The sequence below is a fragment of the Amycolatopsis pretoriensis genome (assembly GCF_900107925.1).
GTDB classification, from domain to species: Bacteria; Actinomycetota; Actinomycetes; order Mycobacteriales; family Pseudonocardiaceae; genus Amycolatopsis; species Amycolatopsis pretoriensis.
Genome location: NZ_FNUJ01000002.1, coordinates 961,437 through 981,563, shown reverse-complemented (window position 1 = coordinate 981,563; position 20,127 = coordinate 961,437). Strand labels below are relative to the sequence as shown.

Annotated in this window: 19 protein-coding genes and 1 tRNA gene; 12 read left to right on the top strand and 8 right to left on the bottom strand. The window is 65.4% G+C overall.

Annotated elements, in window-relative coordinates; genetic code table 11:
• Positions 1-17: 17 nt before the first annotated feature.
• Both BLV96_RS11165 and BLV96_RS11160 read left to right on the top strand, forming a co-directional pair.
• Positions 18-1,772 (top strand): AfsR/SARP family transcriptional regulator, encoded by a 1,755-nt coding sequence (locus tag BLV96_RS11165; protein WP_086676980.1) that lies wholly within the window; start codon positions 18-20, stop codon positions 1,770-1,772.
• Positions 1,738-1,821: transfer RNA gene (locus BLV96_RS11160), tRNA-Leu, on the top strand. The genes BLV96_RS11165 and BLV96_RS11160 overlap by 35 nt, the downstream gene beginning before the upstream one ends.
• Here the strand turns inward: BLV96_RS11160 and BLV96_RS11155 are convergent.
• Genes BLV96_RS11155 through BLV96_RS11130 form a run of 7 tightly spaced genes read right to left on the bottom strand, consistent with a single transcriptional unit; the run spans position 1,803 to position 7,353 of the window.
• Complete coding sequence (locus BLV96_RS11155; protein WP_086676979.1) at positions 1,803-3,557, bottom strand: recombinase family protein; 1,755 nt, start codon at positions 3,555-3,557, stop codon at positions 1,803-1,805. The two genes, BLV96_RS11160 and BLV96_RS11155, sit on opposite strands and share 19 nt — an antisense overlap.
• Positions 3,547-3,711, bottom strand: coding sequence for a hypothetical protein (locus BLV96_RS49780; protein WP_158104148.1), 165 nt, complete (start codon positions 3,709-3,711; stop codon positions 3,547-3,549). Before BLV96_RS49780 ends, BLV96_RS11155 begins: the two co-directional genes overlap by 11 nt.
• Positions 3,708-5,831 carry an FtsK/SpoIIIE domain-containing protein gene (locus tag BLV96_RS49775; RefSeq protein ID WP_167379574.1) on the bottom strand — a complete coding sequence of 708 codons (2,124 nt, stop codon included), beginning with the start codon at positions 5,829-5,831 and terminating at the stop codon, positions 3,708-3,710. Before BLV96_RS49775 ends, BLV96_RS49780 begins: the two co-directional genes overlap by 4 nt.
• Positions 5,824-6,522: a hypothetical protein gene (locus BLV96_RS11145; protein ID WP_086676978.1), complete on the bottom strand. Its 699-nt coding sequence runs from the start codon at positions 6,520-6,522 to the stop codon at positions 5,824-5,826. The genes BLV96_RS49775 and BLV96_RS11145 overlap by 8 nt, the downstream gene beginning before the upstream one ends.
• On the bottom strand, positions 6,519-6,848 hold the full coding sequence (locus tag BLV96_RS11140) for a hypothetical protein (protein ID WP_086676977.1): 330 nt from the start codon (positions 6,846-6,848) through the stop codon (positions 6,519-6,521). Before BLV96_RS11140 ends, BLV96_RS11145 begins: the two co-directional genes overlap by 4 nt.
• Positions 6,845-7,177 (bottom strand): WhiB family transcriptional regulator, encoded by a 333-nt coding sequence (locus BLV96_RS11135; protein WP_086676976.1) that lies wholly within the window; start codon positions 7,175-7,177, stop codon positions 6,845-6,847. The genes BLV96_RS11140 and BLV96_RS11135 overlap by 4 nt, the downstream gene beginning before the upstream one ends.
• On the bottom strand, positions 7,153-7,353 hold the full coding sequence (locus BLV96_RS11130; protein WP_086676975.1) for a helix-turn-helix domain-containing protein: 201 nt from the start codon (positions 7,351-7,353) through the stop codon (positions 7,153-7,155). The genes BLV96_RS11135 and BLV96_RS11130 overlap by 25 nt, the downstream gene beginning before the upstream one ends.
• A 155-nt stretch (positions 7,354-7,508) precedes the next feature.
• Here BLV96_RS11130 and BLV96_RS11125 point away from each other — a divergent pair, with 155 nt between their 5' ends.
• The 3 genes from BLV96_RS11125 to BLV96_RS11115 all read left to right on the top strand — a co-directional run bounded on the left by BLV96_RS11125 (position 7,509) and on the right by BLV96_RS11115 (position 9,943).
• Positions 7,509-7,889: a helix-turn-helix domain-containing protein gene (locus BLV96_RS11125; protein ID WP_086676974.1), complete on the top strand. Its 381-nt coding sequence runs from the start codon at positions 7,509-7,511 to the stop codon at positions 7,887-7,889.
• Positions 7,890-8,033: 144 nt separating this feature from the next.
• A complete protein-coding gene (locus BLV96_RS11120; protein WP_167379573.1) occupies positions 8,034-9,596 on the top strand; it encodes a helix-turn-helix domain-containing protein in 1,563 nt (520 codons plus the stop codon).
• Positions 9,593-9,943 (top strand): cupin domain-containing protein, encoded by a 351-nt coding sequence (locus BLV96_RS11115; RefSeq protein WP_086676973.1) that lies wholly within the window; start codon positions 9,593-9,595, stop codon positions 9,941-9,943. The genes BLV96_RS11120 and BLV96_RS11115 overlap by 4 nt, the downstream gene beginning before the upstream one ends.
• Here BLV96_RS11115 and BLV96_RS11110 read toward each other — a convergent pair.
• Positions 9,932-11,410, bottom strand: a complete 1,479-nt coding sequence (locus BLV96_RS11110) for a helix-turn-helix transcriptional regulator (RefSeq protein ID WP_086676972.1) — start codon at positions 11,408-11,410, stop codon at positions 9,932-9,934. The two genes, BLV96_RS11115 and BLV96_RS11110, sit on opposite strands and share 12 nt — an antisense overlap.
• A 420-nt stretch (positions 11,411-11,830) precedes the next feature.
• Here BLV96_RS11110 and BLV96_RS11105 point away from each other — a divergent pair, with 420 nt between their 5' ends.
• From BLV96_RS11105 to BLV96_RS11080, 7 genes are all read left to right on the top strand, one after another.
• Positions 11,831-12,181: a hypothetical protein gene (locus tag BLV96_RS11105; protein WP_086676971.1), complete on the top strand. Its 351-nt coding sequence runs from the start codon at positions 11,831-11,833 to the stop codon at positions 12,179-12,181.
• Positions 12,182-12,275: 94 nt separating this feature from the next.
• Positions 12,276-13,103: a DUF5753 domain-containing protein gene (locus tag BLV96_RS11100; RefSeq protein WP_086676970.1), complete on the top strand. Its 828-nt coding sequence runs from the start codon at positions 12,276-12,278 to the stop codon at positions 13,101-13,103.
• Positions 13,100-13,357, top strand: coding sequence for a hypothetical protein (locus tag BLV96_RS11095; protein ID WP_086676969.1), 258 nt, complete (start codon positions 13,100-13,102; stop codon positions 13,355-13,357). The genes BLV96_RS11100 and BLV96_RS11095 overlap by 4 nt, the downstream gene beginning before the upstream one ends.
• A 331-nt stretch (positions 13,358-13,688) precedes the next feature.
• The gene (locus tag BLV96_RS50290) at positions 13,689-14,345 is read left to right on the top strand and encodes a hypothetical protein (RefSeq protein WP_208608201.1); all 657 of its coding nucleotides are present in this window, start codon (positions 13,689-13,691) and stop codon (positions 14,343-14,345) included.
• A 148-nt stretch (positions 14,346-14,493) separates the two neighbouring features.
• Positions 14,494-15,249 carry a protein kinase domain-containing protein gene (locus BLV96_RS11090; protein ID WP_086676968.1) on the top strand — a complete coding sequence of 252 codons (756 nt, stop codon included), beginning with the start codon at positions 14,494-14,496 and terminating at the stop codon, positions 15,247-15,249.
• Positions 15,250-15,253: 4 nt separating this feature from the next.
• Positions 15,254-18,667 carry an AAA domain-containing protein gene (locus BLV96_RS11085; protein ID WP_086676967.1) on the top strand — a complete coding sequence of 1,138 codons (3,414 nt, stop codon included), beginning with the start codon at positions 15,254-15,256 and terminating at the stop codon, positions 18,665-18,667.
• The gene (locus tag BLV96_RS11080; protein WP_086676966.1) at positions 18,660-19,979 is read left to right on the top strand and encodes a phospholipase D-like domain-containing protein; all 1,320 of its coding nucleotides are present in this window, start codon (positions 18,660-18,662) and stop codon (positions 19,977-19,979) included. Before BLV96_RS11085 ends, BLV96_RS11080 begins: the two co-directional genes overlap by 8 nt.
• Positions 19,980-20,127 lie beyond the last annotated feature (148 nt).

The window sequence follows — 20,127 nt, the reverse complement described above, 5'->3', positions numbered from 1 at the left end:
CGCCGGTTGCGCTCTGCGTGACCGATGCGGTGCGGTTCGAAGTCCTCGGCCCGGTCCGGGCGTGGCGCGGCGACGTCGAGATCGAGCTGGGACCGCCCCGGCAGCGGGCGGCCCTGGCGGTGCTCCTCCTGCAGGAGGGGACACCGCTGTCGCCATCCCAGCTGGTCACGGCGTTGTGGGGCGGCGCGGAACCCCGGGCGGCGGTCGGCATGGTGCGCTCGTACGTGTCCCGCTTGCGGCAAGCAGGCGTCCCGATCGAGTCGCTCGGAGGCGGCTACGCGATCCGCACGGGCACCCTGGACGTCACGGAGTTCGAGCGCCTTTTGCCTTCGCCGCGCGACGCGTTGGAGCTGTGGCACGGCACGCCGCTGTCCGGGGTGAACGGCGAGTATGTGGAGGCGGCCCGCGAGCGCCTGGTCCAGCTGCGTCTCACGGCCCTAGAGGACCTGGCGGCGGCGGACCTCGCGGCGGGCCGGCACGTCGACCTGACGGAGCTGATCGCCGAGCAGCCGTTGCGCGAGCGGCCGCGTGAGCTGCAGATGCTGGCGCTGTACCGCGCGGGCCGCCAGGCGGAGGCACTGGAGCTGTTCGCGGCGACGCAGCGGCTGCTGGAGTCCGAACTGGGGCTTTACCCGGGTCCCGAGCTGCGGGAGATGCAGCGCCGCATCCTGGCGGCGGACCCGTCGCTGGCGCCGGCCGTGTCCCGCCCGTCCCAGCTGCCCCCGGACCTCCCGGACTTCGTCGGCCGAAAACCCGAGACGGAGGCGCTCACAGCGGCGTTGACGAGTCCGCGAGCACCGTTGCCGGTGATCGGCATCGAGGGCCTGGCGGCGATCGGCAAGACGGCGCTGGCGATCCACATCGCCCGGAAGGTGGACTTCCCGGACGGCCAGCTGTTCCTGGACCTGGCGGAGTCGGCGGACCCGTTGTCCGAGCTGCTGCACGGAATAGGGATCAGCGACCTCCCGGCCTCGGCAAGCGAGCGCGCGGCCCTGTGGCGAACGAGAACAACGGGCCGTCGAGTGCTGGTGGTCCTGGACAACGCCCACCCGAGCGACGACGTTCGCACGTTGCTACCGGGAGCAGGAGGCCCGGCGGTGCTGATCACGGCCCGCAGGCGCTTGTACGACGTACCGCACGCCCACTGGACGAAGCTGGGTGGCATGAGCGTCCCGGAGTCGGTAGCGCTCCTGACTTCGTTGGTGGGCGAGGACCGAGCGGGGTTTCATTCGAGTGCGACCCAGGAGCTGGCCTCGCGAACGGCGGGGCTGCCACAGGTGATCCGAGCGATCGGCGAGAGACTGGCATCCCGCCCGGACTGGACGATGGAGCAGGCGTTGCAGAGGGTGGGCCGCCCAGCCCCGGGAGCGCCGGCCAGGCCCCCGGAGTGCCAGGCGATAGAGAGGCCGTACGAGTCGGCGGTGGGGGAGCTGACGCCATGGCAGAGGCGGGCGTTCGAGGGCCTGTCGGCTTTCCCACGCTTCTCGGCGTCAACGGCATCGGCGGTCTTGGAGCTGCCTGTCAGGGACGCAAGGCTCCTCTTGGAGTCCCTGGTGGACGCGCACTTGCTGTCGGTTTCGGGTCCGGACGGGTACGCGTACGAGGAGCCGGTCAGACTATTCGCTGAATCGATGCAGCAGGTCCGAAACGGCTCGATGATGCCAGAGGGAGGGGAGGGGGCGATCGAGACCCCCCTGAACGAGGGTGTGGAGGAGCCGTATACTCTTTCTTCAGCAGGTCCGAGTGGCGGAATGGCAGACGCGCTAGCTTGAGGTGCTAGTGCCCTTAACGGGCGTGGGGGTTCAAGTCCCCCCTCGGACACACGCACTATCTACACCTGGGCTGGTCGTCGCATAGACGGCCAGCTCTTTTGGTTCGTAGCGTAGCTCCAGGTTCAACGCTCGGTACAGGCGGCTCATGCCTGCTGTGGTTGCGTCGGCCAGGGTGCCGCAGACGTCGCCGAGTGCATCGATCCTCGCGTAGATCTCGCCGCGCGTCACGCCCGTCCCTGGCGGAATGCTCTCGATCTGTGCTTTTGCGGCGGCTCGTTCTGCCTGTGCCTGGTTTATCGGGTCGACGAGTGCTTCGGGCTCGACGCCCGCCGCGATCGCTGCTTGATACCGCTGAAGCCTCGACTCCGCGTCCGCCAGCCGGTTTCGGGCAGCTTCGAGCGGGCCACTGCTGGCCGGGCTGCCCTCCGACCCGAGTAGCGCGGCCGCCGTCCGGTCGCGGTTGTCGGGGTGGAACAGCTCGTGGAGCCATCCGTTGATCGCCTTGACGACGACGCCTTCGCGCAGGTTGACCGTCTTCGGGTGATCCGCCAGTTTCTGCGAGCTGGGCGCCATGGTCCGCGAGGTGCAGCGGTAGTAGGCGCCCTTCCTGATTGTGGCTCCTTGCATCTTCCGGCCGCATACTCCACATCGGACGAGGCCGCGCAGCAGGTACGACCGTGCCGTCTTTCGGGCGCCCCGCTCCGCCTTGCGCGCCGTCTTCAACCCGCCTGCCGACTTCGACCGGCGCAGTAGCTGAGCCTGCGTGAAGGTCTCCACGGACACGATCGCCGGATGCGCCTGATCACGCGACCGTACGATCCGGTCCGGCGCCGCGCGCTTGAACCGCACCACGTGGCCCGCGGCGACATCTTCCGGGTCGAGCAACATCTCATGTTTCGTCCAACGCCCGAAGATCGCGTAGCCGGTGTATCGCGGGTTATCGAGGATCGCTCGTACGGAGCTTCCTTGCCAGCCGTCGGCAAGCCGGTGCCGATTCTGGTCCGGCCGATGTGCGGAGGGACAAGGAATGCCGTCGCGGTTGAGCAGGTTGGCGATCGCTCGATCGCCGTTGCCGTCGAGGTACTCGGCGAAGATCCGGCGCACAACGTCCACCGTCGTCTCGTCAATCGCCAGCACCCGCAGCTTGAACCCTTCCGCGGCTTTCCTCGGGTTCGGGTGCGGACCGCTGTCGACGACGACGTACCCGTACGGCGCCCGGCCGCCCTGATGCCGTCCTTCGTTGATCACCTGTGCGTCCATCGCGGCCCGGACGCGCGCCTGAACATGCTGCCGCTCGGACTCGCTCATTCCGCCGAGCACACTCATCAGCATCTTGTGCGACGGGTTCCTGGGGTCGTACTTGCCGCCGAGTTCTGGCACCCACAGATCAACCCCGTAGGCAGCGAACTTCGGCGCGATGAGCGAGAACTGGTTGCCGAACCAGCACCGCGTGCCCTCGCCGACGACGATCGCGTCCCAGCCGCGGCGCGGGTTCTTCAGCTCGGCGAGCAGCCGCGCGCCGTCGGTTCGCCGTTCCCACGGGACGGACCGTGACTGCCCGACGTCGAAGAACTCCGCGACGATCTGCCCGCCGAGCGGCTCGACGAACTTGCGCGCGTTCCCGAACTGCCAACCACGCGACGTCTCCGGGTCCTGGTTGTCCTCGGTCGAGCACCGGCCGTAGGCCGCCAGCGTCCCGATCCCGTCGTCCGCCACGTCGGCGACCTCAAGTCCCAGAAGGTCGTCCAGCGTTGCCCACGGGTCACTGATGATTTCAGCTGTCACGGTTCACCTCCTCCTCCGGCACGTCGAGCACCGGCACCTCAGTAACCTCGATCAGAACGGCCAGCAATGCGCGCGCGACTGCAGGCGTCAGCTCCGGCAATCCCGCAGGTAGGATAACCCGGATCTGCGGCTCTTCGGAACGAGCGGCGCTCATGGTCGGCCGTCCTCGTCTGTCGCGCCGGTGTCAGTGGTTACGCGGCCAATTGCGCTCCTGATTTCAGCCGTCAAGTACCCGCGTACCTGCCGAATCTCGCCGTCCTCGCCCGGCACGCGGTCGCGCGTCGGCCGGCATCCCAGGTCGGTCATCTCCTGCGCGAACGTCTTGCGGTCGATCTCCAGGGCGTCGAGCAGTTCGGCCGTAGGCACGAACTCTCGGCCGTCCGGGCCGAGATCGTCGCCCAGGTAGTCGACGAGCGACGCGAGCAGCTCAGGCAGCTGAACCGTGTCAATGGACTGACCTGCACCGATCGCCTTGACCGCCGCAGCGTGGTCGAGTACCGGCGTCGCGTCCTGCCCGGCCGCGTGGCCAGTCAGCGTCCCGGCCGCTTCGCGCAGCGCCCGGCCCTGCTCACAGATGGTCCGCCAGTCCTCGTTCGGCATGTAGTAGGTCCGGACCGTCATAGCCAGCACGTCCGCCCCGGCCGCCGTGTCGCCGTCCGGCCGCAGGATGCCCACGCCCTTATGCGACGGCAGCAGCCTGGACGAGTCGAACCCGCGCGTGTTCATCTGCTCGCCCAACACGATGTTCGAGTCGCGCCAGTCCATCACCCGCAGCGCGAACCGCGACCCGAGCACAGCCCGCAGCCCGGACGGGATCGTCTTCGAGTCCGGCCGCTGCGTGGCGAGCACGAGCACAATCCCGGCCGCCGGCCCCTTCTTCGCCAGCCACGTCAGCAGCTCGCCGACGTACTCACCCGCAGGAAGCTTCTTTCCTTGAACGTCAACGGGTGTGCGGTCTTCCAAGGGAACTTGGACCTCATCGATGAAGATCGCCGTAATCGGCATGTCCAACGCCTTATCGCGGGACATCTCCGGCGTGACCTTCGACTCCGGGCACGTCAGGTCATCCAGGTCGCGCATCCGCCGGAACCGCGTCTGAACCTCGCCGACCAGCTCGATCAGCCAGTCCACGAGCGCCAGGACGTGTTCGGGTTCGTCTCCGGACATGAACCGGTGAGCCACCAGGCCGGCCGCGTCCCAGTCCTTCCCAGCCTTGAAGTCCGCCACGTACAGCCGCACCCACGCGTCCAGGCTGAGCCCAGCCGCCGCGAGCCGGGCGGCAAACGTCTTACCCTGCCGCGGAATCGCACCCACAAGCAGCGACGTCCACACCAGCGGAAGGTCGATCCGCCGGTCTCGCGCGTCCCGTCCGAACGGGATCGGTCGCCACGCGTCCCACTGTGCCACCCCGAGCAGCGGCGTCCGCAAAGGTGGCGAGCTGTACGGGTCTTCGTCGGCAACCCACACCGAGACCCGCCCGGCGTGCCCGCCATTGCCCCGAACGCGCTCCACGATGAGCTGTACCTCATCGACGGCAAGCGCCGACGCGAGCGCGTCCCGGTTCTTCACCACGTCGGCCGCCTTGCGGGTGGCAGGGAGATCGACGGTGACGGCCCAGCCGTCTCCGACGCGCGTCGCACGTTCGACGAGCCGCAACGTCTCGTCCTTGCCGATCAGCTTCGCGTCTCGGAACGCGTCCACCAGGACTTGCGGGTCCATCGTCCACGTCAACGTCCGTGGCCCGGCGAGCGCTGGCTTACGGCCAGGACTCCCGTCCTTCCTTCGCCCGAGGATCGCGAGCGCCACTGAGGCAGCGGCGCCGCCGATCCACAAAGGATCGGTTCCGTACACGAGATCGACGATGGCGACCGCTACAGCCGTCACGACCGCGACGGCGCCGGTGACCTTCCACCGGAACAACGTCAACGCGCGAATCTCGGTGAACTTGTCGGCGAGCTTCTCGGACTCCTCGGCGGCCGTCCGGTAGTCCCGGACAGTCACCCAACCGCGCCACCACCGCGCGCCGACCACAATACCGCGCACCACGGCACCGAGGAACCGCAACGGCGACAGCACCAGCCACACCACGGCATCCTTAAGTGCCTGCCTCGCCTGCGGCTTGCTCTTCAGCCACAACGGCACGCGCGATGAGTGCAGCCACCACAACACGAAGCGATTCCTCTTCGGTGCGCGCGGGCGCGGTTGTGGCAACGTGTCGTCGATCAGCTCGCCGTCGAGCACGGGATCGGCCTTGACCGGCAATGAGTCAGTCATCGGCGACCTCCGCTCGCAGCGCCCGCGCGAGCCGGGGCGACAGGCCACGCGAGCACCCGGTCGCACGCCGCACCCACGCAGGCGTGATCTCGACATCCGGTGTCCAGCTCTCCCGGGCGATCACGAGGTAATCGGCGAACAACACACGCCGACCGGGCTTCATGGGTTCCTCGTTAGTGGAACGCCGTTGAGCGGCCACCAGCACGGCGTCGGTCAGCTTGTCCCGTAGGTCGGTGATCGCCTCGACGGCGACGAACACGACCAGCGGCGGCACCGAGTGCAGCACGATAGCTGCCGGTTCCCCGGCTGCGAACGACGTCCAGGTGTTCATGACGTACGTGGCCGCGAGGGTGAACCACTTCGCCCGCCGTACCCAGACACCCGTCTTGACCTGGTAGCGCGCCGTCACTTGCTCTGCCCGCAGGATCGCGAGCAGGACAAGCGAGACGGTCGGGTCCAGCACCCACGCGGCGAGCCACGGCAGCGACCCGGGCCGTGTCCCGGTCGACGCGAAGCCTTGGACGTTGGTCATCGTGAACGCCAGCCCGAGCACGATCCCGGACCAGCACATCCAGTCGACCTGCCGCCGCACACGTTCGATCCGCAGCGCGACGACGTCCGGATCGGTCTGGTAAGCGCGCACCTCCGCGGCTTCGGCCGCGTCCTGTGCGAGCCGTTGCGCCCGATTCATCGCCGACCACCCCGCTTCGAGGTGTCGACCGTGGTCACGGTCATGGCGCGAGTCAGAGCGCAGGACGCGAACAGCGCGGGCAGCCCGAGCACGGCGAACAGCAGCCACGGGCTACCTGGGTGAGCGATCACCACCCACTGGACGGCGACGATCAGCCCGGCATTGAACAGCACGCGCCCGGCCAGCGACACAAGTCGGGCGCCGCTCCGAGCGGCTTCGGCGGCGGCTTTCGCCCGGCGAGCGCCGGCCCGCCAGACCCAGAACAGGACGATCAGCACGCCGACACCGGCGAGGATCTGCGTGGGCGTCACGGTGAGTTCGTTCATCGCGCACCCCGCTCGAAACGCTCGCCACGGCGCAGCCAGTGCGGGTGCAGCGTGCGCCGGTCGTCGTCGGTCATCGCGCCCCAGACGCCGATCGTGTCGACGCCGGCCGTCCGAAGCTCCAGTTCAAGGCACTCGTCCTGGACCGGGCAGCCGCCGCACAACAGCTTGGCGAGCTCCCGGTCATCGCGAGCGTCCGGCGGACCGGCCTCCGACGGCGTCATGCAGGCTCCATCGCTGGTCACGACGTCGCGCAAGACATCGGTGGGCACCCACCGCAGGCGATCGAGCCGCCACGCGATGCCGATCAGCCAGAGGTCGTCGGCTTCCATGCCGCACCTCCGTCCTGAAGCGCCTTGGCCAACTCGGTGGACGAGACGCGCAGCCCGGAGCGGCACAGGGTGGCGCGAAGCGCACCAGTCCGGATCGCCCGGCTGACCGTGTTGCGGGAGACGCCGAGAATCCACGCGGACTCGGGAATGGTGTGAAAGGTCGTTTTGGCGTTCATGAGAGAACCAATCTGATGATTTCAAGACTATGTTGTTGATTTCAGCTCTTCGTCGGACGTGTTTGTCCGACGCGCCGCAGGCAACGCGCTATGCGGCGCGGAGAAAGCTCGACGAACCGCTAATCTCGGCGCTGAGGCGGAGCGCGGAGGAATACGTGACGGAGGACTGGGCGGCAGTCGCCAAGGCGATCAACATGCGCGTGAACGAACTCGGCTGGCGACAACGCGAGCTGGCCGAGCGATCGCACGTGTCGCAGGCGATCGTGCGCGAGCTCCAACACCACACGGTGGAGCGCCGCCGGAGCGCGCGGACGCTCGAAGCGCTGTCGACAACGCTGGGCTGGCATCCGCAGCATCTGTTGGCCGTGCTGCAGAATCGCACACCGCCGCACCCGGACGAGCCGGCCGACGACGGCCATGAACTGTGGTCCCGGCTGGACGCGCTCGAACAGAGACTGGCCGAGATCACCGACCGGCTGGAGGACGTCCAAACGAGCCTCGCGACCGTGGTCGAGCACGTGAAGCCGGAGCGCTAGGGCCGGGTGATTCGGGCTGGTGAACCAGGTGATTTCCATACCTAGAATTCAAGGCCGAAACGGCGTCCGGTCCCATGCACAACCACTGCCGAAGCAGTGCACAACCACTGCATATCCGCTGCACAAGAGCGTTTCGGGGCCGCGATGAGCCGGGTAGGCGGATGGACCGGGCGATCAGCGGCCGCATTGCAGTCGGCATTGCGCCTAAGCCAAGAGCGGTTCGCTGAACACCTCGGAATCAGCGCGCGAACGGTCGCGTCGTGGCACAAGAAACCGGACCTCCGGCCGCAGTCGGAGATGCAACAGGTTCTCGACGCTGCTCATGAACGGGCGTCGGAGGCCGAGCGCATCCGTTTCGCGGAGCTGATCGGCGAGGCTCCGGCCGTCCAGACGAGGCCAGACACGAGGGAAGCCGACCGACGGCTCGCCGCGGACCCCCACATCGGCGCGGCTCTCGAATGGCTCGACCAGCACGCCTACCACAGGCCTGGCGCCGCGCGCCACGCTGTCGCCGAGCAAGCCGCACGCGTCGACGCGCAGGAGTCGTATGACCGGGCCACTCGCCGCGGGTGGGTTGGACAGCGCGCCGTGGCTGATGCGCTCGCCGAGTACTACGGCCGGAGCCACGGTGATCATGGCCTGTATGCCGGCCGCTGCGGTGACCACATCCTGAATACGAGCATTGTGACCTGCGCTGATTGGCTCGATCTCGCCTGCGAACTACGCCCGCCGCACGACGGGCTCACCATTGCAAGCGCCCGGCCGGAACCGCGACAGGTACTCGACGAGCACGCGACGAACGCCGCTGTTCACCGGCTGGCCGAGACGGTGTCCATGAACACGCGGCTCATGAACGCCCCGCTGTACCGACTGCTCAGCACGGACATCCATGAACGCCACCTCGGCGGCTCGTTCGGCGTAGACCACTTCGTCCACTACGCCCTGACGATGGACCTGCTCGAAGGCGAACTGCTCGACGCGCTCGCCGCCGGCGATACGACGTCCCTGCCCTTGCGCGATCGCTACCTGCCCGACCTCGGCTCGGTCCTGGACGTCGGCGGCCGACTCTGCGCAGGCGGGGCCCTGGCACTGACGGCCATCGCCCGGCCAGCCGATCCCTATCGCGGTGAAGCGGACTACGTGCTCTTGGTCCAGGAACGTTCCGGGCACGTGCTGAACGCCACGCGCCGACTCGCCGTCATTCCGAAGGGGTTCCACCAGCCGCTGACCGACGTACGGCGAGAAGCCCAGATCGGCGCCACCTTGCGCCGTGAGATGGAAGAGGAGTTGTTCGGCCGGCCAGACGCTGACAACACAGTCGCCGACACGCTGACCGCGGACCCGATGCACCCGACCAGGCTCTCGGAGCCGATGCGCTGGCTCCTCGACGAGCCCGGCCGCCTGCGGATGGAGTGCACCGGGTTCGGTCTGAACCTCGTGAGCGGGAACTATGAGTTCGCCAGCCTGATCGTCATCGACGACGAAGAATTCTGGGCGCGCTACGGGGGAGTGGTCGAAGCAAACTGGGAATCCGCGACTCTTCGTCAGTATTCGACTACCGACGCGGAACTCGTCACCGAGTTGCTGGGTGATGTAGCGTGGAGCAACGAAGGATTGTTCGCTATGGCACAAGGACTTAGACGCCTTGCGCAAATCGGCGGAGAGCGTGTGAAGCTGTCCGAGATCGAATGGGAGATCAGCCAGTGAGCGACGGTTGGACGGCAGGCAACGCCAACGACGACGGGGCCGACACGCGCGGCTGGCTGGTCGGCCACTTCATTGACCCGTCGCAGGGTGTTCGCGCCTCCAAGGACGTGGAAGTCAAGTGGGCCAACCATCCTGCGGGCGACAAACGTCCTGAGTGGACGTCCGATGACCAGCGAACCACGCTGGTGATGCTCGTCTCTGGCGAGTTTCGAGTGGAGGTCACCGGCGGAGGCAAGATCATGAATCGACAGGGCGATTACGTGATGTGGGGTCCAGGAGTCGACCATTCCTGGGAAGCGTTGGCGGATTCAGTGGTCCTCACAGTCCGCTGGCCGTCAGCAACATAATTCGACTGCTGGAATCTTCACTCGATCGCCACCGATCTCGACGAGCCGACGCAAGCCTTGGAGAAATGCGAACAATCCTTCATTGCTCCAGGTTTCGTCGCCGATCAGTTCGCTGACCAAGTCGCCGTCGAGCGTCGAGTACTGCCGCAGTCCTGCGGCCTCCCAGTTCGCTTCGACGTCCCCGCCGAAGCGCGGCCAGAACTCTTCATCCTCGATGACGACCAGGCTGGCGAACTCATAGTTCCCGCTGACCAGGTTGAACCCGAACCCGGTGCACTCCGTCCGCAGCCGGCCGGGCTGCTCGACCAGCCATCGCATCGGCGCGGACAGCCTGGTCGGGTGCATCGGATCGGCAACCCTGCGATCTCCGGCCGACCGGTCGACGTCCGTCCTGCCGAACAGCTCTTCCTCAAGCTCGCGGCGCAGGGTGACGCCGATCCGGGAGTCCGCTCGCCGATCCGCGAGCGGCCCATGGAAGCTCTTCGGGATCACCGACAAGCGGTTGGCCGTGTTCACGACCCGCGCGGACCTCTTCTGAACCAGCAACACGAAGTCGGCGTCACCGCGAAGCGGGTCCGCTGGCCGCGCGATCGCTGTCAACGCCAGCACGCCACCCGCGCACAGGCGCGTGCGCAGGTCGAGCACCGCGGCCACGTCGGGCAGCTGGCGGTCACGGAGCGGCATGGACCCCGGGCGCGCGGCACGGCCGCCGGTCAGCAACTCGTTGAGTTCGCGTTCCAGCAGGTCGACGCCAAGCGCGTACTCGACGAACGACGCGATTCCGACCTTCCCGCGCAGTACTTCGGGGCGGGGGTCGACGTCGAGCAGCCGGTACAGAGGAACGTCCGCGATTCGGATTCCGGAGGCCGCAGCGTCCGCGAGACGCTGCACCGCAGCATGCTCGTTAACCGCTGCTGGCAGCCGCGCGCTGCCGCCCTCGAAGGCGATCTGGTCGCCCGCGGCCGTCAGCGGGCAGGCGAGATCCAGCCACTCTGGCCGCGTGAGGACGCTGGTGCTCACTTCTATCTGCCCGCATCGCGCGGTGTATGGGAGATAGTCGCTGGTCGGCGCGTAGTAGCCAGCCAGGGCGTCCGCGATGACGCTTCGCGGCAGATGCGGCCGATTCCGGGGCGAAGCGGGCGCAATCGCGTGCACCCGTTCGCGGGCCTTCCCGAGTGGCCACCCAGCGTGCCGATCGAGCCAAGCGAACAACGGCTCGAACTCGTCGTCCAAGCCGGATTCCGGCGTGACAGCGACCGGACCGATCAGGGCCTGCAACTCGTCTCGTGAACGACCGAGCACGCCTGCGAGCTTTGGCCAGAGGTAGGGGAGCGGTACGTAGTCGCCCGCCTCCCATCGGGCAACCGTCGACCGATCGACACTGAGAACCTCAGCTAGACCTTCTTGGGTGAAGCCGGCGACCTTGCGAGCTGAGATCAGCTCTTCTCGCCGTCGCCCTCCGGGCATAGCCGACCTCCAACCTCGCGTGATCAGCCCCAATGTAGCAGCAGTATCAGCAGCTCAAGACAGCTAGTGCGTCATCCGTGCAACGCGACTGCGCCACCACTGCTCTGGTCGCCGGGTCCGACTCCCGTTTGACTGATTTCATCAGATCGCGACGTCGAAGGGAGGGGACGTGCCAGGCACGAACTGCAAGACGCCGCACTCAGCGCTCTACATCAGCTGGTACCGGTGCGTGCGGGACGGCCTGGCGCACGCGGTCACCGACGAGGAGTTCCTGCGCGGCATCCGTCTTCGGCAGGGCCGGTACCGCGCTCTCTGCGGCCACGAAGTGCTGATTCACTCCTGCTTGGTCCCGGCCGGCCGTTCCTGCCCGCGGTGTCGGGGACTCGTGATCGTCTGCACCCGTGTCGCAGCGAGGCGACCATGAAGCCGATCTCGCCCGCTTCGCGTACAGACCTCGACGCGCTGCTGCTCCAGCCGGTCCGCCTGTTCATCGCCTGCCTGCTGGCCGACACTCGCTGGCGTCCGCAACTCGCCATCCAGCAGGCCTTAGGGCTGCCCACGCCGGACCTCGAACTGCACATCGAGTTTCTCCGTGCGTCCGGCTACCTCCAGTCACGCGCCGAGCCACGCGAACTCCGTCTGAGCCCGCTGGGCCTGAACCGGCTGATGGAGCACATCAGCGCGCTGAAGACGGTCGCAGCGACAGCCGGCGCTCTGGTCGCCGAGGTGCGAGCTGCTAACCCCGGCGAGAGTCCGCCGAGGGCGCCGTGACGGCTGGCCAGCCAACACCCGGACCGCGGTTTCAAACGCAGCAGCGTGCTCATACGCCTATCTGCCACGAACAGCTCTCAGCAAGGACCTGAAGATGCCCAAGTCGATCATCCGCCCGCCCGCGACTATTGCTATCAGCAGCAGCTTGCGCGACGCCCGTGTGCGCCGCGGACTGGGCTTGCGGAGGCTGGCGCACAAGATCGGGGTTTATCCCGCGACGCTTTCGGCTTGGGAGCTGGGAACCAAGGTCGCGCCGGAGACCGCTGTGGCATGGATTCTCGGGTCCCTCCAGGTCGAGTCAACCGAGTACGAACGAGTGATGGCGCTCGCCCCGCACGCCGGCGATGCAAACCTGGTCGACCATTCCGACCCGCAGCTGGGGCACCTGTTGTGGACATACGAACAGCTCGCAAGCCGCGTCGTGGAGTGGGCTCCGTTGTGCATTCCCGATCTTCTCCAGACTCGGGCGTATGCCGAACGAGTGCTCGACAAGGCCGTGGTGCCGGACGACCGCCGGGACATGGAACTGCTGAACCGCCGAGTCCGCCAGCAGGCGCTGAGCGATGGCAACCGCCGTTACGTGTTCCTGATCGGTGACCAGGCACTACACAGCCTGGAGGACCTGGATACCCAGCAGATCGAGCACCTTCGCGCGGCGGCGCAGTCTCCGCACGTCACCATCCGAATCGTGCCATCGGCAGAGGCCGCGCTGAGGTCGGTCGGCGCCTTCACACTCTTCGAGGACCGGTCCGAACCGATCGCCGTGGTGCTCAGGCACCACCACTGCAACGCCTACCTGACCGACCGAAAGCTGCTTAGCCGCTACCACGACACGGCGAAGAGCCTTCTGAGGCGAGCTTTCGACGAGTCTGGGACTGCTGATGCCTTGCGTACACCTGCGCTGCTCCGAGGGTCGCAATGACCGCGGCGATCTACATCGACCCGCTCGCGATCCATCCGGTGATCGATGGCGAGTGGCATCGAACCCGCCTGACGGAGATCCCGGTACCCGGGCAGGTCATCACGATGCTCTGCGGAGCTTCCGGCGCCGCGGTGTTCGAGCTGGCCGGTGAGCGTCGCCGGCGCCAGATTCCCCGACAGTGCGAACGCTGCGACGCCATATATCGACATGAGCAGGGGATCCCACCTTGGCAAGATCGGATCAGTCGTCGTTGAGCCACTGACCGCATATAGCTGCTAGACGTCCGGCGTCGGCGAACTCGACCTTCGATCGCCGTATGTGACGGTGGTCTTTCGCGGGCTCAAAATCCGGCGCCGCAGAGCCCATAAGTGACGGCTGTGACGGGTTCACTTGAACCCGTCACAGCCGTCACGAGCGACATATCCGCAGGTCGAAGCGCCTTTGTAGCCGTCACAGCGAGTGTGACGGCGAGACGGGTTCGCAGGACGGCTGTGACGGCTAGATCCGTGACATGTTTCGTGACAGTGGGGTACGCTCACCATGTCGTCGTCACGAAATTAGTCACGCAATGTCGGAGGCGTCAGCATGGCTGAACCGGTCTGCGCTGGCTGCGGCAAGAGGCTGCCCCGGCCCAGCGGACGGGGGCGCCCGGCGACGTATCACGGCCCGGCGTGCCGCCAGCGCGCCCGCCGCGCGCGGCTTGCTGCCGATCCCGTCGCCACCGACCTGTTGGCCTTGCTCGACCAGGCTGGACGGGCGATCGCCACCGCGCGCCGCGCCGTGACGTCCGGCGATGATCCCCAGTCCGCGCTCGCTGAGTTGGCCGCTGCTACCGACCTGGTCAGCGTCCGTCATGCGGCCGAAGTGGCCACCACACCTTCTGCGGAGGTCGAGCACCCGTCCCTGACTGCTGCGCAACCGGCGGCGGTCACGAATTCCGTCACGAATCCGGCGGCACCAACAGCACGCCCGGTGACGCGCGAAGACGTGATCGATGTCGACGCGGTCCGGGTCGAGCGCAGTGAGGACTTCGAGATCTCAGGCACCTACCGCGTACTGGCCGGCGACTCGGTCCTACTTGGTTACCTCGCCCGCGACCAGCGCCGACGCTGGGAAGCCCGCACGGCGGCAACAGCGCTAACTGTGCCTGGCGGCCCCTGGCGTACCCGTCAAGACGCACTCGTCGGACTACTCCTCAATGGAAGCATTCGCACCACGAAGATGCGGTCGCCCCTGCGCTGACCACATGTGGGCCTCGGCCTCGCATCGCGTTCGAGTTCCGGTGCGGTAGGGCGGGTGGATGCGCGGGTCCGGGGTAGAATAACCGTCTTTGAGGTCGCAACTGGTCGCGAGGGGAACGTTTGTGACTGCAGGGAGCCAGCTTCCCAATATGGACGGAGACAGGACTGCCTATCGGCTGAATCCTCGACCGCTTGCTCGCGGCGGGCAGGCTGAGGTGATCGTCGCCGAGCACAAGGTGACGGGCGCGAAGGTTGCCTTCAAGCGCCTCAACTCCAGAAACCCGAGGGCAGTGGCTCGGATGCGCCGCGAGATCGAGCTTGGTGGAGTTCTCCGCGGCCATGCCCACGTTATGCCGGTGCTCGACCACGGACCTGCCTTCGACTGGTTTGTGATGCCGCTTGCCGAGGAGAATGCCGAGCAAGCATCGCAGCGGTTGACGTCGGGGGAGAAGCTCGTAGAACTGCTGCATGCCGTGTGCGCCGCGTTGGGAGCTGCACACGACTTGGGCTGGGTCCATCGAGATCTCAAGCCGGCCAATCTCCTCCTGCTGGAGGACAAGTGGATGGTTGCAGACTGGGGACTTGGCAGACGGCCACGGGGAGACACGACGTTCAACGGACGGACGGTGGCTGGGCAGTTTCTCGGGACAGAGGGATTCGCGGCGCCAGAGCAGGAAACAGATCCGCATGGAGCGCTCGCGACAGTCGACATTTACAGCGTGGGGCAGATCATCGGCTGGGCTCGCACTAGGCAAGAGCCCAGGCAAGGCCAAGCCCTCATACCCGCCGACGAACCATGGAGAACGATCGTTGCGGCGGCGACTGATCGCGTCCCTGAACGGAGACCACAAACTGCCGCCGCCCTCCGGCAGTTGATCGACGACGAGCTAGCACGAACGGCATGAGGATATGACGACGATCATCGCAGGGCGGTATGTGCTGGTGGACGAGCCGCCGCGAACGGGCGGATTGTCGACCGTGTATAAGGCATACGACGTCGTCGAGCAATCGAATGTCGCGGTTAAGTTCGTTAGTCACGATGATGAGGACCTCACCAGGGTTGCGTTCACCCGCGAGATGGAGGGGCTTCGGTCGCTGCGACACGAGAACATCATTCGATTACGTTCCGCAGGTGTCGACGACGAACGTGGTGACTTCTACCTTGCCTTGGATTGGGTCGATCGGTCTCTGAACGATGTACTTGCCAACGGTCCGTACAGCTGGGAAACGCTCGCCCAGGACGTTGCGGGTCCGCTCTCTGAGGCGCTGGCATTCGCACATTTGAAAGAGATCGAACACCGCGATATCAAGCCCAAGAACGTTCTGGTCACTACGGATGGCGTGCCGCTGCTCGCCGACTTCGGGATCGCAAAGATCCATCGTGAAGAAGACAGCGATTTCACGATGAAGGCATGGGGGTCTGGGCCCTATGTTCCGCCAGAACGCGACGGATCCGTGCGCTATGTGCGCGACGTCTACTCGATGGGCGTGCTGCTGACACAAGCGCTGCACAGCGCGCGGATCGAAGGTTTTGAGGATATCGCTCCAGCGATCCAGGCCGTCAATGTTCCGCCAGAGGTGCGAGATCTCCTCGAACGGTGCACTGACACGGACTACACGCGACGCCCGGTCAACGGGGCGGTTCTGCGGGACGAGTTGAAGAGTTTTCTGCGCGCTCGTCCGCCTCGGCCGATCGCTGATCGCCCGCTGATCTGGCTGAAACTGTTCGGAACTGCTGAAGCGGCGCTTCGAGCTCATGCGGCTGAGACGGGCCGCAGTCCTGAAGCGATCGTCCAGGACGACCTAAAGGACGAAGTATTCGCGGAGTTCAGGTTTGACCGTGAGAAGGCGGATGTCGATCGGTCGGTTCTGACGATCGTTGGTACCGAGTGGCGGTTCACGCTGAAGCGACATGGGAGTCTTCCGGCCTTTGTTGTCACTGGAGCTCGGATTCTGGAGTACGAAGCTCTCGAGCTGATTCGCAAGCATTCGATGAACACCTCGAGCTTCGTTACCTGGACTTGCAGTGAGCCGCGGAACCACCGTCACGCGGAGACCGGGCGTGATGAACTGCTTCGGGCTCTCGACGACTTCAATGAGGAAAAACTCGCTGCTCGCGAAGGTCGTTCAGGTTCAGGTGACGAAGGTCCCGACATTTTCGATGATTGGAACCGCATCCTCTTGGCTCGGGAGGACCTTGCTCGCGGCAGTCTTGAGCCGCTGCGGTTCGTTGGGCGGGTGATGCGCGATCGGGAAGTCGAATTTGATCTCGGCGAGGTGGTGGAGGATGACCTGCTGGGGGTCGAACTGGAGATCGTCCACGACGGGGCTCGCCATCCAGCCGGCCGCGGTGAGGTTGTAGACCAACGAGAGAGTTCGATTACCCTGCGGAGCAAGATCGATTTTCGGCTCCTCGAATCCAAAGGCTCTTTGGTCCGATACCTGGGCCCGACTAAAGTTGCTCTACAGCGTCAGCGGGACGCCATATCAGCGATAAAGGACGGGACTGCCGCGAACCCTGATCTGCGTGACAAGATCACCAATCCGGCGTCTGTAGCACCGCCGGTCCCGAGGGCCGTGGAGAATTGGACACGACAACTTGACGAGGGCAAGCGCGAAGCGGTCGAGGCGGCGTTAGGGTTCTCCGACCTGCTTCTCGTTCAGGGGCCACCCGGCACAGGCAAGACCGACCTGATCGCTGAGACGGTCTTCCAGGCTTTGCAGGTACAGCCTGCTACCCGGATTCTCATCGTGAGTCAGACCCACGTCGCTGTCGATAACGCGTTGGCAAGGCTGGAGGCGGCGGGCATCGACGGGCTTGTCCGGCTTGGACATCCGGACGATCCGCGAGTCGACCCCGAAGTTCGCCATCTGCTGCTCGATCAAAAGATGGCCAAATGGTCTGAAGGCGTTCGTCGGAAGGCGCAGCGATATCTGGAACGCCGTGCAGCGGCGTACGGTGTGGACGGCCGGCACCTCCATGCCGCTCTTGCCCTGCGGCAGTTGGCGAAAGTCGCCGAACGGCAGGCGGAGATCGACGCGAGGATCGGCCGGTTGGCCGCCGACGATGGGCCATCGGAGCTTGCGACTTCGCTGGAAGTTGAGGACGACCTCACAACGTTGCAGGAGGCTTCCGCTGAGCTGGGAGTCCGCCGGGAGACGCTCTATAGGGATGCAGTCCGCCACTTGGGCGGAGATCTCACCATCGGACCATCGATCGGCAAAGATGACGCGAACGCGGCCGTGGACGCTTTGCTCGGCACGTCTGCGGAGAGCAGACAGGTTCTGGGGCTGGTCGAGCTACAGGCTGAGTGGCTACAGCGAATGAGTTCGGATCAGCAGCTGGCTGCTGCATTCCTTGGCACCGCTCAGGTGGTCGCAGGTACCTGCTTGGGATTCGTCGGGCACGCGGCGGCGCGTACGCTCAACTTCGATCTGTGTATTCTCGACGAGGCATCGAAGGCGACCGCGACCGAAGCCCTTGTGCCGCTTGCACGCTCGAAGCGGGCGATTCTTGTCGGGGACACCAACCAGTTGCCTCCGCTCGAGGAGGAGCTGCTTAGATCGAACCGGATCCTCGAGGAGCACGGGATCGACCAGAAGCTGGTCCGTGAAACGTTGTTCCAAAGGTTGGTGGACCGGCTCCCAGATCATTCGAAGTTCCTGCTGCGCGACCAGTATCGGATGATCCGCCCGATAGGAGACTTGGTGTCGTCGTGCTTCTACCGCGACGAACTCCGGTCGCCGAACGACGACGGCCTTGTGGGCTACGACCTGCTCGGCAAGCCGGTGCTCTGGCTCGACACCAAGTTGCTCGGCGAACGTCGATTCGAAGATTCGTCGGGGCAGCCTGACAGCAGCTTCGCTAACCGGGAAGAAGCGAGAATTGTGTTCGATCGGCTGGCAACCCTTGAGAACGCGGCGCGTATCGGGGCCTTGCGGCCGCCGCGCGGCCAGGAGCGGCTTGAAGTACTGCTTATTGCTCCCTACCGCCGCCAGGTCGAAGAACTGCGTAGAACACTGGCCCGCCGGTCGTTCCAGCATCTCGCGGTGACTGTGCACTCGGTTGACGCGGTTCAAGGAAGGCAGTGTGACATAACGATTTTTTCCGTGACCCGAAGCAATCGGCAACATCGGATGGGGTTTCTGGGGCTTGATCATTGGCGGCGGATCAATGTCGCGCTGTCGCGAGCAAGGTACGGTCTCACGATTGTCGGTGACAGCGAATTCTGCGGGGCTGCGCCGGGGGCTCTACGGGACGTCGTGCGGTACATGCGGGAGCATTCCGCAACCTGTGAGATCCAGCAGGTGGGCCATGTCTGACCCGGACATCCTGCTTGCCAAAAGGTTTGTTGGCGAACGCCCTGGCTTCGATCTCGTGGGCATCGAGCACGTCGCCGTGCCGGTGACAGTGGTTGGAGTCGAAGTTCTCGCCCAGGAACGTAAAGCATTGCCGTTGCTGGACGAATTCGTGCTGCGTGCGGTGAAGTCGGCTGTCGTCCTTCCGGAGGAGATCGCCGCACTGCTGGGCGTGGACCCCACACTCGTCAAGACTACGGCCGCCGACCTGCTTCGGGACGGGTCACTAAACTATGGTCCGGGGCCCGGCTCGCTCGCGCTTACCTTCCGCGGTCGGCGTACGGCCGAGGAGTTCGAGTCGATCAAACCCGTCCAGCGTGAGATTCGTGTCACGTTCGATCGACTGACCTGGTCAGTCGCTGATTATCGACCGCAACATTTGCTTACCAAAAAGGATGCTCGTGCGCTGGGTATGATCTTGCTCTCCGCTCAGCGGACAACTCGTGTCACGACGGCTGACCTGAGTGCCGCGGCGCTCAATTCTCTCTTGCGAATCTCAGGTCGGAACAAGGAGTCGTTCGAGGTGCTGGACGTGCTTGAAGTGAGCCCGAGCACCTACCGGTACATGCCGGCGCGACTCTTGGTTTTCAGCGATCAAGCACGGGGAGAGATTCAGGCTGCAATCACGGTCGATGGCGATCTCAGTGCGGCACACGAGATTGCCTTGGCCGCATTGGGTGGTCCGAAGATGTTGAATGTAAGAACCGACGTGCCGGCAGACCGGCCGCTGCTTCCGCAACACCTCGAAGTTCGCCGTGCTCCGTCTTCCGGGACGCGTGTCATTCCGCCAGGCGAAGCCCCGCAGCAGAACGCGGATGTGCGTGGCATAGAGTTATTCGAGCATCATCAGTTACTGCTACTAGCTTTGGAGACCGCAAAAGACCGGATCTTGATCATCTCTGACTCGATCACGCGATCGGTGGTTGATCGGGAGTTCCTCAGTCGCCTGGAGAATCGTCTTCGCCGACGAGTCCAGGTGCATCTGATGCTTCCTAAGGATCGCATAACCGAGCTCGGCGAGTCGGACCTTCTGAATGACCTGAAGAGGGAACAACGGCTATTCGCGGGGCGCTTTCACCTGCATGCCACTGGGTCCGTACTGCCCAATACGTTGATCTTCGATAACAACTGGGTCGCTTCCCGGTTTCCCTGGCTCTCATTTCGCGGGCGTGACAGTCCCAGCTATCGAGCGTACGAGGGCTCTCTGGTCACGGTCGCCGCTGACGTTAACAAGATATACGACGACTTGCTTGCCTCGAAGGATGTTGGCATGTAGCTGTATCGACAGTTTCCGCCGACGCTGCGGATTGCGTAGGCACCGCTACTCCTCGGCTCTGCGGCGGCTGGGAAGTACTGTTCGACTCTTCGCTGTCGGGTGTGTGTTTGGTCCTGGAGTGTGGTGCAGGTGGAGCACGGTCAGGCCA

Excerpts from the sequence above, each read along its gene's own strand:
- BLV96_RS11140 (WP_086676977.1), bottom strand. The coding sequence starts at position 6,848 with ATGAACGAACTCACCGTGACGCCCACGCAGATCCTCGCCGGTGTCGGC.
- BLV96_RS11105 (WP_086676971.1), top strand. The coding sequence starts at position 11,831 with ATGAAGCCGATCTCGCCCGCTTCGCGTACAGACCTCGACGCGCTGCTG.
- BLV96_RS49775 (WP_167379574.1), bottom strand. The coding sequence starts at position 5,831 with ATGACTGACTCATTGCCGGTCAAGGCCGATCCCGTGCTCGACGGCGAG.
- BLV96_RS11080 (WP_086676966.1), top strand. The coding sequence starts at position 18,660 with ATGTCTGACCCGGACATCCTGCTTGCCAAAAGGTTTGTTGGCGAACGC.
- BLV96_RS11100 (WP_086676970.1), top strand. The coding sequence starts at position 12,276 with ATGCCCAAGTCGATCATCCGCCCGCCCGCGACTATTGCTATCAGCAGC.
- BLV96_RS50290 (WP_208608201.1), top strand. The coding sequence starts at position 13,689 with ATGGCTGAACCGGTCTGCGCTGGCTGCGGCAAGAGGCTGCCCCGGCCC.
- BLV96_RS11085 (WP_086676967.1), top strand. The coding sequence starts at position 15,254 with ATGACGACGATCATCGCAGGGCGGTATGTGCTGGTGGACGAGCCGCCG.
- BLV96_RS11090 (WP_086676968.1), top strand. The coding sequence starts at position 14,494 with ATGGACGGAGACAGGACTGCCTATCGGCTGAATCCTCGACCGCTTGCT.
- BLV96_RS11120 (WP_167379573.1), top strand. The coding sequence starts at position 8,034 with ATGAGCCGGGTAGGCGGATGGACCGGGCGATCAGCGGCCGCATTGCAG.
- BLV96_RS49780 (WP_158104148.1), bottom strand. The coding sequence starts at position 3,711 with ATGAGCGCCGCTCGTTCCGAAGAGCCGCAGATCCGGGTTATCCTACCT.
- BLV96_RS11110 (WP_086676972.1), bottom strand. The coding sequence starts at position 11,410 with ATGCCCGGAGGGCGACGGCGAGAAGAGCTGATCTCAGCTCGCAAGGTC.
- BLV96_RS11135 (WP_086676976.1), bottom strand. The coding sequence starts at position 7,177 with ATGGAAGCCGACGACCTCTGGCTGATCGGCATCGCGTGGCGGCTCGAT.
- BLV96_RS11145 (WP_086676978.1), bottom strand. The coding sequence starts at position 6,522 with ATGAATCGGGCGCAACGGCTCGCACAGGACGCGGCCGAAGCCGCGGAG.
- BLV96_RS11130 (WP_086676975.1), bottom strand. The coding sequence starts at position 7,353 with ATGAACGCCAAAACGACCTTTCACACCATTCCCGAGTCCGCGTGGATT.
- BLV96_RS11095 (WP_086676969.1), top strand. The coding sequence starts at position 13,100 with ATGACCGCGGCGATCTACATCGACCCGCTCGCGATCCATCCGGTGATC.